Source organism: Micromonospora sp. SD12 (genome assembly GCF_052068495.1).
GTDB lineage: Bacteria > Actinomycetota > Actinomycetes > Mycobacteriales > Micromonosporaceae > Micromonospora > Micromonospora echinofusca.
The window spans coordinates 125,280-141,822 of sequence record NZ_JBQHDF010000011.1 but is presented as its reverse complement, the minus strand read 5'-3'; the positions used below and the strand labels follow the sequence as shown (position 1 = coordinate 141,822).

Annotated in this window: 14 protein-coding genes; 5 read left to right on the top strand and 9 right to left on the bottom strand. The window is 74.8% G+C overall.

Annotated features, from left to right (window positions below; all coding sequences use genetic code 11):
- The first annotated feature begins 3 nt into the window (after positions 1-3).
- Positions 4-606 (top strand): hypothetical protein, encoded by a 603-nt coding sequence (locus tag ACTMS2_RS20960; RefSeq protein ID WP_441176913.1) that lies wholly within the window; start codon positions 4-6, stop codon positions 604-606.
- Positions 607-610: 4 nt separating this feature from the next.
- Here the strand turns inward: ACTMS2_RS20960 and ACTMS2_RS20955 are convergent, their stop codons facing one another.
- On the bottom strand, positions 611-1,168 hold the full coding sequence (locus tag ACTMS2_RS20955; RefSeq protein ID WP_441176936.1) for a hypothetical protein: 558 nt from the start codon (positions 1,166-1,168) through the stop codon (positions 611-613).
- Positions 1,169-1,363: 195 nt separating this feature from the next.
- On the opposite strand from ACTMS2_RS20955, the gene ACTMS2_RS20950 reads away from it, so the two are divergent.
- Both ACTMS2_RS20950 and ACTMS2_RS20945 read left to right on the top strand, forming a co-directional pair.
- The gene (locus ACTMS2_RS20950) at positions 1,364-3,910 is read left to right on the top strand and encodes an FtsK/SpoIIIE domain-containing protein (RefSeq protein WP_441176912.1); all 2,547 of its coding nucleotides are present in this window, start codon (positions 1,364-1,366) and stop codon (positions 3,908-3,910) included.
- A complete protein-coding gene (locus tag ACTMS2_RS20945) occupies positions 3,907-4,704 on the top strand; it encodes a hypothetical protein (RefSeq protein ID WP_441176911.1) in 798 nt (265 codons plus the stop codon). The genes ACTMS2_RS20950 and ACTMS2_RS20945 overlap by 4 nt, the downstream gene beginning before the upstream one ends.
- A 64-nt stretch (positions 4,705-4,768) precedes the next feature.
- On the opposite strand, the gene folE is transcribed toward ACTMS2_RS20945, so the two are convergent.
- The 4 genes from folE to ACTMS2_RS20925 form a co-directional block, all read right to left on the bottom strand.
- Complete coding sequence (folE, locus tag ACTMS2_RS20940; RefSeq protein ID WP_357722686.1) at positions 4,769-5,434, bottom strand: GTP cyclohydrolase I FolE; 666 nt, start codon at positions 5,432-5,434, stop codon at positions 4,769-4,771.
- A 38-nt stretch (positions 5,435-5,472) separates the two neighbouring features.
- Complete coding sequence (gene ftsH, locus ACTMS2_RS20935) at positions 5,473-7,497, bottom strand: ATP-dependent zinc metalloprotease FtsH (RefSeq protein WP_357722613.1); 2,025 nt, start codon at positions 7,495-7,497, stop codon at positions 5,473-5,475.
- 495 nt (positions 7,498-7,992) lie between these two features.
- Positions 7,993-8,568: a hypoxanthine phosphoribosyltransferase gene (gene hpt, locus ACTMS2_RS20930; RefSeq protein WP_089003078.1), complete on the bottom strand. Its 576-nt coding sequence runs from the start codon at positions 8,566-8,568 to the stop codon at positions 7,993-7,995.
- Positions 8,569-8,669: 101 nt separating this feature from the next.
- The gene (locus ACTMS2_RS20925) at positions 8,670-8,807 is read right to left on the bottom strand and encodes a hypothetical protein (protein WP_199184607.1); all 138 of its coding nucleotides are present in this window, start codon (positions 8,805-8,807) and stop codon (positions 8,670-8,672) included.
- Positions 8,808-8,957: 150 nt separating this feature from the next.
- On the opposite strand from ACTMS2_RS20925, the gene ACTMS2_RS20920 reads away from it, so the two are divergent.
- A complete protein-coding gene (locus tag ACTMS2_RS20920) occupies positions 8,958-9,917 on the top strand; it encodes a GlxA family transcriptional regulator (protein ID WP_441176910.1) in 960 nt (319 codons plus the stop codon).
- A 57-nt stretch (positions 9,918-9,974) separates the two neighbouring features.
- Here the strand turns inward: ACTMS2_RS20920 and ACTMS2_RS20915 are convergent, their stop codons facing one another.
- From ACTMS2_RS20915 to dacB, 4 genes are all read right to left on the bottom strand, one after another.
- Positions 9,975-11,618 (bottom strand): gamma-glutamyltransferase family protein, encoded by a 1,644-nt coding sequence (locus ACTMS2_RS20915; RefSeq protein WP_441176909.1) that lies wholly within the window; start codon positions 11,616-11,618, stop codon positions 9,975-9,977.
- A 106-nt stretch (positions 11,619-11,724) separates the two neighbouring features.
- Positions 11,725-12,717 carry a tRNA lysidine(34) synthetase TilS gene (tilS, locus tag ACTMS2_RS20910; protein ID WP_441176908.1) on the bottom strand — a complete coding sequence of 331 codons (993 nt, stop codon included), beginning with the start codon at positions 12,715-12,717 and terminating at the stop codon, positions 11,725-11,727.
- A 10-nt stretch (positions 12,718-12,727) separates the two neighbouring features.
- Positions 12,728-13,798 (bottom strand): zinc-dependent metalloprotease, encoded by a 1,071-nt coding sequence (locus tag ACTMS2_RS20905; RefSeq protein ID WP_441176907.1) that lies wholly within the window; start codon positions 13,796-13,798, stop codon positions 12,728-12,730.
- A gap of 78 nt (positions 13,799-13,876) precedes the next feature.
- Positions 13,877-15,304 carry a D-alanyl-D-alanine carboxypeptidase/D-alanyl-D-alanine endopeptidase gene (gene dacB / locus ACTMS2_RS20900; protein WP_441176906.1) on the bottom strand — a complete coding sequence of 476 codons (1,428 nt, stop codon included), beginning with the start codon at positions 15,302-15,304 and terminating at the stop codon, positions 13,877-13,879.
- Between the two features lie 705 nt (positions 15,305-16,009).
- Between dacB and ACTMS2_RS20895 the strand changes: the two genes are divergently transcribed.
- Entirely contained in the window at positions 16,010-16,516 is a 507-nt protein-coding gene (locus tag ACTMS2_RS20895; RefSeq protein ID WP_089003820.1) for an inorganic diphosphatase, read from the top strand.
- The last annotated feature ends 27 nt before the right edge of the window (positions 16,517-16,543 follow it).

Sequence of the window (16,543 nt, the reverse complement as noted above, 5' to 3'; positions counted from 1 at the left end):
GTCATGAACGACCCGCTTCCCGACCCGTTCGCCGACCATCCGGACTGGGCGCCCCGACCGCCCAGACCGATCGAGATCGTGCCGGCCACCGGTCGCGTCGAGCTGCGCGGTCAGCGCGTGCTGGTCGGCCTGCCCGGGCTGGGCTGGCGCGCTGACCTTCGGGCCGACGACCGGGTGGTGCAGGGCAGTCGAACCTACGTACCGGTCATCCCCGAACACGAGTGGTACCGGGCGGAGTCCGACCAGGTGGAGGTCTTCGCGCCCCTGGTCCCGGTCGAGCGGGTCTGGGTGGAGACGGTGGGGACACGGCGGCCGGACGCGTCGATGGACCGCGAGACGGGCGTCCGCCTGGTCTCCCTGGACGCCCCGGCGCACCGCGCTCCGACCCCCGTCTTCGAGTCGGACGCCGTCACGGGTCGCCGGGTGGTGCACGTCGTCGACTCCGTGGAGCACCGGGACCTGCGAGCCGTCACCGAGACCTACTCCGGCGCGGAAGGCGACATCTGCGTCCGGGTGACGCCGGAGGTGGACTGGTATCGCTGGGCCTGGCGGGGCCAGTCGCCGACCACCTTGGAGGTTCCGGTGCATTTGCTCTGGATTGAGTAGCGGGTCAGGGGACCCTAGATCCTGCACAGACCCGCCAGTCATCGTCCAAGCGGGTGGTGAACTGCCACGCCTGTCGATCACTTTGGGAAATTCCGTCGACACGGGCGGAAATGATGAGCTCGACCTGAACTTCGGCGCCGCTGCCCTGTTGCTGCACCTGCAGACTGCCCCAGCTGATCGTGAAGGTGGTCGCGAAACGCTTCTCGCGCGCGACGAGATCGTCGCGCAACGCCCTTAGCTGGCCGGCTTTGTCGGCGTTCTCGCAGGTGAAGAGGTTGGCCCGGGTGTCGTTGCGGTCCACGAGGAAGGCACGGAGGTAGTTGTCCACCACCACGTCGGGCGCGCTCCGGTCGGGTGCCGCGGCCCGGTTGTAGAGCACAAATCCGGCGGCCACCCCGCCCAGGCAGAGTGCCACCACGACGCTCGTGACCACCGTGAGCACGGTGCGCAGCCGCCGCCGTGGCCGCTCCGGTGCCGGGGCCGGCGAGGGCGGCGCCAGGTGGTCGGAGGGGGGCCGTTGCGCCGGTACGCGGGAGACCTGGGAACCGGCGGGGGGCTGCACTGATTCCACCCTCTGAGGCTAGCGGCTGGACGCGGTAGACCCAATGCCCCAGATCCAGCGGATCGTGACGGACCACTCCCCATCGGTGAGATCCACGACATCCCCGGCGCAGTGCCGCCGCGCATCCCGGACGAGTCGGCCCGGCTGGGTTACGGTCTCTGCGCGGGGAGGGGTTGCCGACCTCGGGCGGAGGGGGTGGACGCGGTGGTCGGTCCGAAGGCACGCACCAACCGCGCCGCCGCACTGCACCGGCGGGCCGCCGCCACCGCGACTGCCGCCGCGAGCGTCCTCGACGACACCCGGCCCGTCCCTGCCGACCAGCGCCGCCAGTACGAGCTGGCGGACCGCCTCCGGTCCGCGGCAGCGCTGCTGGCTCCCGGCTGGGCGGGCGCTCCCCTGGAGACGACGGCACCGACCACACCGGCCGGTGAGGGGCCGCCTCCCTTCGTCCGGGTCGGTACGGCGGCACCGCTGGACGACGCCCGGTTCCCGGCGCTGGTGCCGCTGCTCGGCACGGGTCACCTCGCGGTGGACGTCGACGCCCGTGATCCCCGGGTGGCGGGGCTGCTGCGGGGCGTACTGCTGCGGTTGTTGGCGGCGACCCCGGCCGGGGCGCTGCTGGTCCGCGCGGTCGACGCGACCGGCACGACCCTCGCGCCCTTCGCGCCGCTCGCGGACGCGGGCCTGCTGCCGCCGCCGGCCGTGGACGTGGCGGGTCTGCGGGCCGTACTCACCGAGGCCGAGCAGTGGGTGGCCCCCGGGACGAGCGGGCGTCGCCGGCACGACCGGACGCTGCTGCTGGTGATCGCCGCACTGCCCGAGTCGACCGGGCCCACCGACCTGGCCCGCATCGGGGCCCTGGCCGGGTCGGGTCGGTCCGCCGGCCTGCATCTCGTCGTGGCCGGCTGGCCCCCGGCGGGCGGCCGGGAGCCGCTGCCGAGGGCGACGACGCTGGCGGTCCGCACCGCGTACGCGCTGCTGGGTGATCCGCCGGGCAGCCCGTTCGCCGGGCCGGGCGCCGAGCCGCCGGGCGGGCTGAACTCGCCGGTCTTCATCGAGACCGATCCGCCGGGCGAACTCGTCGACGCGGTCTGCCGCCGGCTGGCCGCGCAGGTGGAGGCGGGTTCCCGGCTGGCGCTGACCGATCTGCTGCCGGCAGCCGACGAGGAGCTGTGGACGGCGAGCGGGGTGGGCGGGCTGACCACGACCGTCGGCGACGCCGGTGGCCGGCCGGTGTCCCTCGGTTTCACGGAGCTGACGCCGCACTGGCTGGTCAGCGGCCGATCGGGCGCGGGTCGGTCCACCTTCCTCACCACCGCGCTGCTCGGCCTGACCGCCCGCTACGGTCCCGAAGAGCTGGTCCTCTACCTGGCGGATCTCGCCGACGCCGAGTCCTTCGTGGAGTTTCTCCAGACCGAGCGGGACCGGTCGTGGATCCCGCAGGTGCGGGCCGCCGCGATGGCGGCCGACCGGGAGTACGTGCTGAGTCTGCTGGACGAGCTCGTGGCGGAGGTGCGCCGGCGCGAGGAGGCTGGCGCCCGGGCCGGCGGGCAACGCTTCGCCGAGCTGCGCCAGCACCGGGCGATGCCCCGGGTCGTCTGCGTGCTCGACAACCTGCCGCTGCTCTTCGTCGAACGGGACCGGCTGGCCGCCGACGCCGCCGCCCGGCTGGACGCGCTGGCCCGCACCGGACGGGCGTACGGGGTGCACCTGGTGTTGTCCGGCGAGGGCGACCTGGGGTTGGGCTCGCGTACCGACCGGGACTCGGTGCTGGGGCAGTTCCCGGTGCGGGTGGCGCTGCCCGGCGGAGGTGCCGTGCTGGAGCCGACGAACGACTCGGCCGCCGGGCTGCCGGTGGGCAGCGCGGTGGTGAACACCGCCGGCGGGCTCGGCGGGCCCCGGGGCGCGATCCGGGGGCACGAGCGGATGGTCCGGTTCCCGGACCCGCAGGACCATCCCGACACCGTCGAGGCGCTGCGGCACCGGCTCTGGTCGGCCCGCCCGGAGGGGGCGTCCCCGCCGGTGGTCTTCGCCGGCTACGCCCGCCCGCTGCTGCGCAACGATCCCCGGTACCGGGCGGCGCTCGCCGGGCAGGCACCCGGGCCCGCCGCCCTGCTGGGCCGGGCGGTGGACGTGCCCCGGACGACCGTCGCGGTGTCGCTCGGGCCGGCTCCGGGGCGGAACCTGGCCGTGCTCGGCCCCGGGCCGGAGGCGGCCCGGCTGCTGGTCACCGCCGTACGCAGCACGGCCGTGCACCACGCCCCCGGGGGCGCCCGCTTCGTGCTGGCCGCGCCGGACGAGGAGTGCCGCCCGACGGTCGAGGCGTTGGCGGCCGAGCTGGCGGGGCGCCATCCGGTGGAGACGGTGGACCTTCCGGGCCTGCTCGCCGCCGTGGACGACCCCGCGCCGGCCTTCCTGGTGGTCTTCGGACTGGACGTGCCGACGCCGGAGCAACTGCCCCCGGAGCGGCTGCGCGCGCTGCTGCGGGAGGGGCCGCCCATCGGCCGGCACCTGCTGGGCCGCTGGCGGACGGTGCCGTCGTTCGCCGCGCTGCTTGAACCCGAGGGCGAGGTGGACAAGCTCGCCGCCGTGGCCGTGGTGGACCTGCCGGGCGCGCAGCTCGCATCGGTCTTCGGCCGGCAGGTGCAGTGGCGGCCCCGCCCCGGCCGGGCGGTGCTCTGGGACGGCCCCGGCGAGCAGGGCACCGTGCTGGTCCCCTTCGGCGAGGAGGAGGCGGCATGACCCGCGGCGGGGCACGGACCACGGCGGGACAGTCCGCGCCGGGGCAGCGTTCCGGGGCCGACCCGACACCGGAACGCACCGACCCGGCCGGGCAGGCGGACCCGGCCGGACAGGCGGACACCGCCGGGCAGGCGGGCACCGGCGGGGACGCCGACGCGGTGGCCGCCGCGTGGACCGAGTACCTCGCCGCCGCCCGTCAGCTCGACGGGGTGCGCCGCGACGCGGCCACCGCAGCCGGCGAGCAGGCCCGGTCGGTGCAGGCCGCCCGCGAGGAGCTGACCGCCGTACGCACCCGGTTGGCCTCGCAGGAGGCCCGGCTGCGCGAGCGGGGCGTACCGCCGATCTCGCTGGTCCCGACGCCGCCGGAGCTGACCGAGGCGGCCCGGGCGATGGCGGGCGGGCCGGCGGCGGTGCTGGCCGCGTTGCGCGCAGCCCGGGGCCGGGCGGACGCCGCGGACGCGACGCTCTCCGCGCGCGGACTGCCCCGTCTGGCCGCCTGGCCGCCGCACCTGCGGAACCTGCTCGTGTACGGGCCGCTGGCGCTGCTGGTGCCGGCGATCCAGGTGGCGTTGTTCGTGGCGACCGGCACCGGGGCGGCCAGCGTGGCCGCGTTGGTCTGCGGTCTGCCGATGCCGGCGGTGGCGTTCGCGGCGGGCTGGATCGGCGTGGGGCGGCTCTTCCCGCCGCCGGACGGCGGCCGGGTGGCGCGCACGGCCCGGCTGGGCGCCCTGGTGTGCCTGGTCCCGGCGGTGCTGGTCAGCGCGGGCCTGTTGCTCGCGATGCTGGCCGGCTGAGCACCACCGCCCAGAGCGACGGCCGGCCGACCCGGGTTGCGGGCGGCCGGCCGGTCGTGCGGTGTCAGCGGGGGATGATCAGCGCCATCGCCTCGGCGCGGGACTTGGCGTCGCGCTGAAGGGTGCCGCGTACGGCGGACGTGATGGTCTTGGCGCCCGACTTCTGGATGCCGCGCATCGCCATGCACATGTGCTCGCACTCGAGCACCACCACCACGCCGCGCGGCGCGAGCCGCTCCATGAGCAGGTCGGCGATCTGGGAGGTGAGGCGCTCCTGCACCTGCGGCCGGCGGGCGAAGACCTCGACCAGCCGGGCCAGCTTGGACAGGCCGGTGATCCGGCCGTCCGGCCCCGGGATGTAGCCGATGTGGGCGCTGCCCCGGAACGGCAGCAGGTGGTGCTCGCAGAGGCTCATCACGTCGATGTCCCGGACGAGCACCAACTCCTCGTGGTTGGCCTCGAAGGTGGTGCTGAGCACCTGGGCCGGGTCGACCCGGAGGCCGGCGAAGAGTTCCGCGTACGCGCGGGCGACCCGGGCCGGCGTCTGCTGGAGCCCGTCGCGGTCCGGGTCCTCCCCGACGGCGATGAGGATCTCGCGGACCGCCTTCTCGATCCGCCCGAGGTCCATGGTCTCCTCGATGGGCCTGCCGGTGAGCTTGCCGCTGATCAGGCGCGCGGCGACGTAGTCGAGGGTGTCGTCGCCGTCCGGCTCGGTCGCGGAGACGGCCAGTTCCCGGTGCACCCGGGAACTGGCCGTCGGGTCGGTGCTCAGTGCGTACCGTCCGAGTTGTTGGAGTTGCTCGCGGTGCCGCCGCCCACCGTGGCCTGGGCGCCGTCGGCCTGGGCCTGTACCTTCAGCGCGTCCTTCTCGGCCGGCGTGAGCACCGGCGGCTCGGTGGAGGGCTGGCGCTTGCCGAAGCCGTTGTACGGCGCCATCGGCGGCCGCTTGGCCACCCGGGCGCAGATCCGGGCCATGTCGGCGGTGGAGAGGGTCTCCTTCTCCATCAGCTCCAGCACGATGTTGTCCAGGACGTCCCGGTATTCCACCAGGATCTCCCAGGCCTCGTCGTGGGCCAGCTCGATCAGCGCCCGCATCTCGCCGTCGATCTCGGCGGCGACGGCGTCGGAGTAGTCCCGCTCGTGGCCCATGTTGCGGCCGAGGAACGGCTCGTCGCCGCTGGTGCCATACTTGATCGCGCCGAGCTTGGAGCTCATGCCGTACTGCGTGATCATCGCGCGGGCCAGCTGGGTGGCCTTCTCGATGTCGTTGCCGGCGCCCGTGGTCGGCTCGTGGAAGACCAGTTCCTCGGCGGCCCGGCCACCCAGCGCGTACGCCAGGGTGTCGACCATCTCGGCGCGGGTCTGGGTGTACTTGTCCTCGGTGGGCAGGACCAGGGTGTGGCCCAGCGACCGACCGCGGGACAGGATCGTCACCTTGTGCACCGGCGCGGCGTGCGGCAACGCCCAGGCGACCAGCGCGTGCCCACCCTCGTGGTACGCGGTGATCTTCTTCTCCTGGTCGCTCATCACCCGGGTGCGGCGCTGCGGACCGGCGATCACCCGGTCGATCGACTCCTCCAGGGAGTCGTTGGTGATCGCCCGCTGGTCCTTGCGGGCGGTGAGCAGCGCGGACTCGTTGATCACGTTGGCCAGGTCGGCACCGCTGAAGCCGGGGGTACGCCGGGCCACCGCGTCGAGGTCGACGTCGGGGGTGAACGGCTTGCCCTTGGCGTGCACCCGCAGGATCGCCTTGCGGCCCTCCATGTCGGGGGCGTCCACCGGGATCTGCCGGTCGAAGCGGCCCGGGCGCAGCAGCGCCGGGTCGAGGATGTCCGGCCGGTTGGTGGCGGCGATCAGGATGACCCCGCCCTTGGTGTCGAAGCCGTCCATCTCGACGAGCAGCTGGTTGAGGGTCTGCTCGCGCTCGTCGTGACCGCCGCCCATGCCGGCGCCACGGTGGCGGCCGACCGCGTCGATCTCGTCGACGAAGACGATGGCCGGCGCGTTCGCCTTGGCCTGCTCGAAGAGGTCGCGGACCCGGCTGGCGCCGACACCGACGAACATCTCCACGAAGTCCGAGCCGGAGATCGAGTAGAAGGGCACCCCGGCCTCGCCGGCGACGGCGCGGGCCAGCAGCGTCTTACCGGTGCCGGGCGGGCCGAAGAGCAGTACGCCCTTCGGAATCTTGGCGCCCAGGGCCTGGTACTTCGCCGGGTTCTGCAGGAAGTCCTTGATCTCGTGCAGCTCCTCGACGGCCTCCTCGGCCCCGGCCACGTCCGCGAACGTGGTCTTCGGCGTGTCCTTGGTGATCATCTTCGCCTTGGACTTGCCGAAGTTGAGCACCCGGGAGCCGCCGCCCTGCATCTGCGACATGAAGAAGAGCAGCAGGAGCACCAGCAGGGCGATCGGGAGCAGGTTGACCAGCAGGCTCACCCAGATGCTGTCGGACGACACCTCGACGTTGGCCGGGCCGGTGACCCGGTTGTTCGCCTTGGCCTCGAGGACCTCGTTCCAGACCTCGTCGCCGACCTCGTAGGGGAACTGCGCCTCGATCCGGTCGGTGTTGGTGTCACCGAACTTGGCCTTGTCCTTCAGGTCGAGCCGGAGCGTCTGCTCCTTGTCCTGGAAGACGACCTTGTCGATGCCGCCCTTGTTGAGCTGGTCGAGCGCAATGGAAGTGTCCACCCGGTGGTAGCTGGGACCAGCGGTGAACAGTTGACTGAGCACAACGGCGCCGAGGATGACCAGGATGATCCAGACCACCGGTCGGCGGAAGAAACGCGTACGTTCCATGCTGTTGTCGAGCGCCGAGGCGCCCGCATCCTCCTGATCGACGTCCTGACCGTCTGATGGTGTCGCCGCCTGCGGCGGCGGCCGGAGCCGCCGTGCGGGCCGGCTCGACCCCGAGGCGCGAAACTGCCGCGCCGCGGTCATTCGACGGTACACCGTGCACGCGAGGAGTGAGCTTGCGAGCCCCGCAGTGACGCACAAAGGGAACAGCTGTGCGCTCACCGAGCGAGCTTGCGAGCCCCGCGTACGCGCACGATCCGATCATCGTGTGCGCGCGGAGCGGGCCTGTGAGCCCAACAATTACGCGTAGGGCGAACCGGGTCTAGCCGGCGTGACGCGAGCTCCGCGCCCGGCCTCCCGTCCGCCCGGTCCCGCGGTTCGGGGGTCGGGCGTGGAGGGAGCCTCCACGCCACCGGCCTCCACCGTAGTCCGGCTCGCTGAGAGCCCGCTGAACGTCCGCTCGACCGGCGCCGATGTCGCGGGCCGACGCGGGCGGGCTCAGGTCCGGGCGTACACCTCGGGCTTGAGCACGCCGACGTAGGGCAGTTCGCGGTAGCGCTCGCCGAAGTCGAGGCCGTAGCCGACGACGAACTCGGTCGGGATGTCGAAGCCGACGTACTTCACCGGCACCGGCACCTTGACCGCGTCGGGCTTGCGGAACAGCGCCACCACCTCGACGCTCGCAGCCGAGCGGGACTCCAGGTAACGCAGCAGCCACGACAGGGTGAGACCCGAGTCGACGATGTCCTCGACCACGACCACGTGCCGGCCGGCAATGTCCCGGTCCAGGTCCTTGAGGATGCGGACCACCCCGGAGGAGGTGGTGCCCTGGCCGTAGGAGGAGACGGCCATGAACTCCAGCTCGGCGGGCGGCCCGCTGCGGCCCAGCGCCCGGGCGAAGTCGGCCATGAACATCACCGCGCCCTTGAGGACGCAGACCAACAGGAGCCCGTCATCGACGTCGGCGTAGTCCGCCGAGACCTGCTTGGCGAGTTCCGCGGTCTTCTCGCGGATCTGCGCCTCGGAGATGATCACGTGGTCGATGTCGGCGTCGTACCAGGAGCCGTCAGCCATGGCTCCTAGCCTGCCGTACGCCGGATGGCCTCCGTCGGCGGGGCCGCCCCTTTTGGGCGCGGTCCCACCCCGGACGAACCCCGCGAAGGCCGCGTTCCACCTCAGCAGGGACGGGACCGCCAGCGCCGACCGTCGTCGGACGGCTTCCAGTCGGCCGAGTCCCGGCTGTCGGCGGTGAGGCCGACGGCCGAGGCCAGGGCGAGGAGGACGAGGAAGAAGAGGAAGAGCAGGATCTCCATGGCGGCGCTCGCTTTCGCATGGTTGCTGTCGGTTTCGCCGCCGGTGCGCACCGGACTGGAACCAGTTTCCGTCGGTTGCCGCCGCCCGGACAGTGGCAGGATTGCCACCTCCCCTCGATTTCCTGCCAACCGGGCGGTTACCCTCGTCACATGCTCAGATCGGTCGCCGTTCTCGCCCTGGACCGGGTCGCCACGTTCGAGCTCGGCGTCCTCGCGGAGGTCTTCGGGACCGACCGCACCGCCGACGGGTTCCCCGGCTACCGCTTCCACGTGTGCAGCCCCGACGCGGCTCCGGTCCGCACCTCGTCGGGCTTCCACCTGACCCCGCACGCCGACCTCGGCCCGCTGGAGGAGGCGGACCTGGTCGCCGTCCCGGCACACCAGGACGGCACCGTCGTGCCGGCCACCGCGCTCGCCGCGCTGCGCCGGGCCGCCGACCGGGGGGCGTACGTGTTCAGCGTCTGCTCCGGCGCGTTCGTGCTGGGCGAGGCCGGCCTGCTCGACGGCCGGGAATGCACCACCCACTGGCGCTACGTCGACGAGCTGCAACGCCGCCACCCGAGCGCCAGGGTCCGGTGCAACGCGCTCTACGTGCAGGACGACCGGCTGCTCACCAGCGCCGGCACGGCCGCCGGCATCGACGCCTGCCTGCACCTGGTCCGCCAGGAGCACGGCTCCGCCACGGCCACCCGGCTGGCCCGCCGGATGGTGGTGCCCCCGCACCGCGACGGCGGCCAGGCGCAGTACATCGAGGCACCCATCCCCGTGACCCCCGAGGCGCCGACCCTGGAACCGGTGCTGGAGTGGCTCATGCGGCACCTGGACCGCCCGGTCACCGTCGACGAGCTGGCCGCCCGGGCGGAGATGTCCCCGCGCACGTTCGCCCGGCGGTTCCGCGCCGAGACCGGCACCACGCCGCACGACTGGCTGACCAACCAGCGGGTGCTGCTGGCCCGACGGCTGCTGGAGGAGACCGGGCTCAGCGTCGAGGCCGTCGCCGACCGGGCCGGCTTCGGCGACTCGGCGGCGCTGCGGCACCATTTCGCCCGCCGGGTCGGCGCCACCCCGCACACCTACCGGACCACCTTCCGCGAACGCGTGGAGGCCTGAGCCCCGGAGCCGCAGCGACGGACCGCGGCACCGGGAGCGGGGCCGCCGGCCCGCCGGTCACCAGCCGAGCATTCCCCCGCCCACCCGGGGCTCCGAGCCGACCGCGTATCCGCCGTCCGGCAGCCGCCAGATCGCCTGCCCGTGCCCGAAGACCGCCGGCTCCTCCGCGACGGCGATCTCGTGACCCCGGGCCCGCAGCTCGGTGACGGCGGCGCGCCCCTCGGCGGTGGCGACCAGCTCCGGTTCGACCAACACCGAGCGGCCGGCGTGCCAGTACCAGCGCGGCGCGTCCAGCGCGGCCTGCGGGTCGAGCCCGCCGTCCAGGGTCGCCGAGACCAGCTGCACGTGCCCCTGCGGCTGCATGTGCCCGCCCATCACCCCGAACGGGCCCACGGGCCGCCCGTCGCGGGTGAGGAAGCCCGGGATGATGGTGTGGTAGGGCCGCTTCGCCGGCCCCACCACGTTGGGGTGGGCGGGATCGAGGCGGAACCCCAGCCCCCGGTTCTGCAACGCGAAGCCGTGCCCGGGCAGCACCACGCGGGAGCCGAAGGCCAGGTAGGTCGACTGGATCAGGCTGACCATCATGCCGTCGGCGTCGGCGGTGCAGAGATAGACCGTGCCGCCGCGCTCCGGGTCGCCGGCCGTCGGCTCCCCGGCCCGCTCGGTGATCAGCGCGCGGCGGGCCGCCGCGTAGGCCGGCGAGAGCAGCGCCTCCGTCGGCACCGGCACCCGCTCCGGGTCGGCGACGTGGGCGTGCGCGTCGGCGAAGCCGAGTTTCGTCGCCTCGATCTGCCGGTGCAGCCGCTCGGCGAGCGGCAGCCCGGCCAGCTCCGCACCGTCCAGGATGTGCAGCGCCAGCAGCGCCGCCAGGCCCTGCCCGTTGGGCGGCAGCTCCCAGACCTCGTGGCCCCGGTAGCGGGCGGACACGGGGGTCACCCAGGTCGAGGCGTGCCGGGCCAGGTCGTCGCCGGTGAGCAGGCCGCCGGTGCGGGCCGCGTGCGCGGCCAGCGCCGCCGCGATCCCGCCCCGGTAGAAGTCCTCCGCCCCGGTCTCGGCGATCAGCCGCAGGGTCCGCGCCGCGTCCGGGTTGCGCCACCGCTCCCCCGCCCGGGGCGCCCGGCCGCCGGGGGCGAACACCCGGTCGAACTCCGCGAACTCCGGGCCGCTCTGGTCGACCTGCGCGGCGAGCGCACGGGACCAGATCGCCGACACCCCCGGCGAGATCGGGTGGCCGTGCTCGGCGTAGCCGATCGCGTCGGCGAAGAGGTCGGCGAAGGGCAGCGAGCCGAACCGGTCGTGCAGGTCGCGCCAGCCGGCCGGCGCGCCGGGCACGGTCACCGGCAGCCAGCCCCGGGCCGGCATCGCCAGGCCCGCCCGCTGCGCGCCGCCCAACGCGTCGACCGCGGCCGCACCGCGCCCCCCGGTCGCGGCGAGCACCCGCTCGCGGGTCAGGGCCGCCGGGGACCGGCCGGAGGCGTTGAGGCCGTGCAGCCGCTCGCCGTCCCAGACGATCGCGAACAGGTCGCCGCCGATGTCGTTGGACGGGGGCTGCACCACGGTCAGGGTGATCGCCGTGGCCAGGGCCGCGTCGACGGCGTTGCCGCCGCGTCGCAGCACGGCCAGGCCGGCCGCCGCGGCCAGCGGCTGGCTCGTCGCCACCGCGCCGTGCGGCGCGAAGAGCGGCTGTCGGGGGTACGCCATGCGCCATGTCTACCGCCTCCCGGCGGATCCCGCGGCCCCGGAACCGGGCCCCGTGCCGACGGACCCGGCTCCGGGGCGCCACTGGGTCACCGTCCGGCGGAACGGATCAGCGGGGAACGATGGCGGCGAGCCGGCCGTCGCGGCGCAGCACCCGCAGCCCGCCCGGCAGGTGCGCCGCCCCCTGCCCGCGCCAGCCGGTCACCAGCGCGTCCAGGGCGGTCACGTGCCGGTGCGACAGGGCGGCGGGCGGGGCGCCCAACTCCCGGGCCCAGGCGTGCAGCACCCGGCCGCGTACCGCCGCCGGTAGGTCGGCCAGCCCGCGTACGGCGAGGCCGCCGTCCGGGTGGCGGACGTCGGCCAGCGCGGCGGCGGCCAGCCCGTCGAGGACGGCGTTGTCCGCCGCCACCAGCCGGGCGGTCCGGGCCAGGTTGTCCAGCACCCCCGGCCCGAGCGCGCGGACCAGGGCGGGCAGCAGGTCGGCCCGGACCCGGGCCCGGGCGTACGAGGGGTCGGCGTTGTGCGGGTCCTCCCAGGGGCTCAGCCCGAGCACCGCGCACGCCGTACGGGTCTGTTCCCGGCCGACCTCGAGCAGCGGGCGCAGCAGCGGCACCCCGTCGAGGTCCCGTCGGGCGGGCATCCCGGCGAGGCCGCGCGGGCCGGCCCCCCGGGCGAGCGCGAGCAGCACCGTCTCCGCCTGGTCGTCGCGGGTGTGCCCGGTGAGCAGCGCCGCCGCCCCGAGCCGGTGGGCGACCTCGGCGAGCGCACGGTAGCGGGCCTCGCGGGCCGCCGCCTCGGGACCGCCCGGCCGGCCGGCCACCTCGACCCGCACCGACTCGACCGGCGCCAGGCCGACCTCGCGGGCCCACGTCACCACCGCCGCGGCCCGCTGCGCCGACCCCTCCTGGAGCCCGTGGTCGATCGTCACCAGGCCGGCGACGCGACCCGTCCGGGGCGCCACGAACGCGGTGGCAGCGGCCAGCGCGAGCGAGTCCGCACCGCCCGAGCAGGCGACCAGCACCGGCCCGCCGGGCGGCAGGTCGGCCAGGGCGCGGCGGACCGCGACCCGGATCGCGGCCACCGGCGGGGCGAGCGCGGCCACGGGCGTACGGTCAGCCGACGGTCGGCGCCGGGCCGACCGGGCCGTGCACCCGCGCCACCCAGGCGTCCGGGTCTCCCAGCTCCTCCAGCCGGGGCAGGGTGAGCGGCGAGCCGAAGATCTTGTTGAAGCCCTCCATGCCGACCCGGTCGACGACGCCGTGCACGAACTTGCGGCCCTCGGCGTACTGGCGCATCTTGACCTCGATGCCGAGCAGCCGACGGATGGCCTTCTCCAGCGGGTTGCCGGCCTCCCGGCGCCGGTTGAACGCCGCCCGGATCCGATCCACGCTCGGGACCACCTGCGGGCCGACGCCGTCCATGACGAACTCGGCGTGCCCCTCCAGCAGGGTCATCAGCGCGGTGAGCCGGTCCAGCACGGCCCGCTGCCCCGGGGTCTGGACGATGTCCAGCACGCTGGTGCGGCTCTCCGGGTCCTTCACCGCGTCCGAGAGCGTGGCGACGCCCCGGCGCAGTCGCTCCAGCAGGTGCTCGCCGCCGCTGGACGACGCGTCCACGAAGGCCTGCACCTCGCTGAGGAAGTACGCCCGCATCCACGGCACGGCCGTGAACTGGGTGCGGTGGGTCACCTCGTGCAGGCAGACCCAGAGCCGGAAGTCGCGCGGGTCGGCCCCCAGCTTGCGCTCCACCTCGACGATGTTCGGCGCGACCAGCAGCAACTGCCCAGGGTCGGCGGAGAAGACCTCGTACTGGCCGAGGACGCGGCCCGAGAGGTAGGCGAGCACGGTGCCGGCCTGCACGCCGGTGACCCGGGAGCCGATCGCCTCGGTCAGCGCGCCCGGCTGCTTGTCCTTGGTGAGCCGGCCGACCAACGGGGTGATCACCTCGCGCAGCCCGGCGATGTTGGTGGCCGCCCAGTCCCGCCGGTCGACCACCCGCACGGGCGGGTGGGAGACCTGCGAACGCAGCCCCGTGTAGTCGGCGACGTGCCCGGCCGCCTCGTCGGTCAGCCGCCGCAGCTCAGCGACCACGTCGGTGGCCTCGGCGTACGACACCCGGGGGCCCGACTTGCTCAGCGCCCCCGCGGTAGCGGCGGCCAGATCCCAGTCCACGAACTGCGCCATGCACCCCACCGTACCCGCGCCGCGACACCCCGGCCCGGGCTCGCGCCCGGGGATCGACGCCGACGCCCGCGCACGCGGTCAGCGGCAGCCGCAGCCGGCCAGTGCCGCGCCGATCCGGTCCAGCGCTCCCCGGGCGGCCGTCAGCCCGTCCGGGGGCACCGCGTCGGTGAGCACCGCGAAGGTGAGCAGCCGCCCGTCGCTCGTACTCACCAGGCCGGCGATGGCGTGCACCTTGGTCAACGTCCCGGTCTTGGCCCGGATCACCCCGGCGCCGGCCTTCGTCGCCGCCGTCTCGTACCGGTCGGCGAGGGTGCCGGACCAGTCGGCGACGGGTAGGCCGCCGAAGATCGCGGCCAGCTCGGGTCGGCTGCCGTCACCGGCGAGCGCGATCAGGTCGGTGAGCAGCGAGGGGCTGATCCGGTTGCTGCGCGACAGGCCGCTGCCGTCGGCGAGGGTCAGCTCGTCGGCCGGCAGGCCCAGCTCCGCGGCCACCGCGTCCATCGCCGCGCCCGCGCCGACGAAGGAGGCGGGCTGGTCGCGGGCCAGCGCGACCTGGCGGGCCAGCGCCTCGGCGACGATGTTGTCGCTATCGCTGATCATGATGTCGACCAGCCGGACCATCGGCAGCGACTCCACCTTGCCCAGCTCGGCCCCGGGCCCCGGGGTGGCGCCGGCGGCGGGGGCGGGGGCGGGGGCGGTGCCGCGCGCGACGGCGCCGGGCGGCACGCCGAGCAGCCGCGCGAAGGCCCGACCGGCGGCGAGGTCGGGCTGGGACACCCGCTCGGCCCAGTGGTTGCCGGCCGCCTCGTCCTTCTTCGCGCGCGTCACGTCGCTGCGGGCCCCGTCGGTCATCAGCGCCGTGATCGCGCCGCCGTAACCGCCGGTGGGGATGTCGTCGTCCCAGCCCGGCTCGAAGACCGGGCCCGAGTAGAGCGACGAGTCGACCGTGACCTTCGTCGGCTTCGCGCCGCCGAGGGCGTCGCGCACCTGGGCGGCCAGGTCGTCCAGGCGGGCCGCGCCCGGGTAGAAGCCCTTCTTGTCGACCGCCAGCGTGGGGTCCCCGCCGCCGACGATCACCACCTCACCGGGGGCCGCGCCGGCCACCGCCCGGGTCGGGATGCGGTACGCCGGACCACGCGCCGCGAGCACCGTGACCCCGGTGACGAGCTTGGTCACCGAGGCGGGCACCGTGCCGTCGTCCTCGCCCCGGCCGAAGAGCGGCTGACCGGTCGCCACGTCGGCCACCGACACGTGCACCCGGTCGCCGAGGGCGGGCACGCCCACGAGCGGGGCGAGCGCGGCGCGTACGCCCTCGGGGGTGGGCATCGGGGCGTTCGCGTCCGCGGCGGCCAGCACCGCCACGGGCGCCGGCTCCGCCGCCGGTGTGGCGACTCCCGGGCCGGCGGGCTCGTCGCCCAGCCACTCCGCCACCGGTCCCGGGCGGAGCACGGCGATCCCGACGGCGGCCAGGACCAGCACGAGCACCGCGGCCAGCAGTACGGGCATCCGCCGGCGACGGCGGGGGGTCGGCGCGGGCGGCTCCGGGGCGCCCGGGCCGGGCGGCCCGCCGGCCGGCCGGGTCGCGGCGGCGGCCCAGAGGTCCGCCGTCCCCGACGAGGGTTCCTGGCCCGCGGGACCGGTCGCCGGTCCGCCGGGACCGCCCGGAAGGCCGGGACCGCCCGGAAGGCCGGGACCGCCCGGAAGGCCGGGACCGCCCGGAAGGCCGGGACCGCCCGGAAGGCCGGGACCGCCCGGAAGGCCGGGACCGCCCGGAAGGCCGGGACCGCCCGGAAGGCCGGGACCGCCCGAGGTTCCGGGACCAGCCGGAACGCCGGGACCGCTCGGTGCGCCGGAGCCAGCCGGGACGCCGGAACCTGCGAGGACTCCGCTGTCCGGGGGCGGACCGGGCGTCAGGTCGGCGGGGCCGGGGGACGCGGGTGGGCGGGGAAGATGGGCGTCGGGGACCGGGAACCGCCCGGTCGCGCCGCCGGAAGCAGATCGGCCGGTACCCCGTCCAGCATCGGCATCCGGACGGTAGTGTGAATCTTCCCTCCCCACGGCCCCCTCCTCGCCCCGCGAAAATCTGCTTGGGTGACACTACTTCGGTCCGAACACTATGCGGCGGCCGGAGCCCGCGGGTGGGCATTCATCCGTGGAGCGGCGTGCCGCTGGTTTCCGTTGGCCAGCGTGGGCAAACGAGGGAGCGTGCAGATGGATTTCGACGTGACGGTTGAGATCCCCAAGGGTCACCGCAACAAGTACGAGGTCGACCACGCGACCGGCCGGATCCGGCTGGACCGCACCCTCTTCACCTCCACGCAGTACCCGGCCGACTACGGCTTCATCGAGGGGACGCTGGGCGAGGACGGCGACCCGCTGGACGCGCTCGTGCTGGTCCCCGAGCCCACCTTCCCGGGCTGCCTGATCCGGTGCCGCACCATCGGCATGTTCCGGATGACGGACGAGAAGGGCGGCGACGACAAGGTCCTCTGCGTGCCCTACGAGGACCCGCGCCAGGAGCATCTGCGCGACATCCACCACCTCGGCGAGTTCGACCGGCTGGAGATCCAGCACTTCTTCGAGGTCTACAAGGACCTGGAGCCCGGCAAGTCGGTCGAGGGCGCCACGTGGGTGGGGCGCATCGAGGCCGAGGCGGAGATCGCGGCGTCGTACCGGCGCGCCCGGGAGGCCGAGGCGCGCGGCGAGTCCACGCACTGACCCGGCACAGACCACCGACGGGCCCGG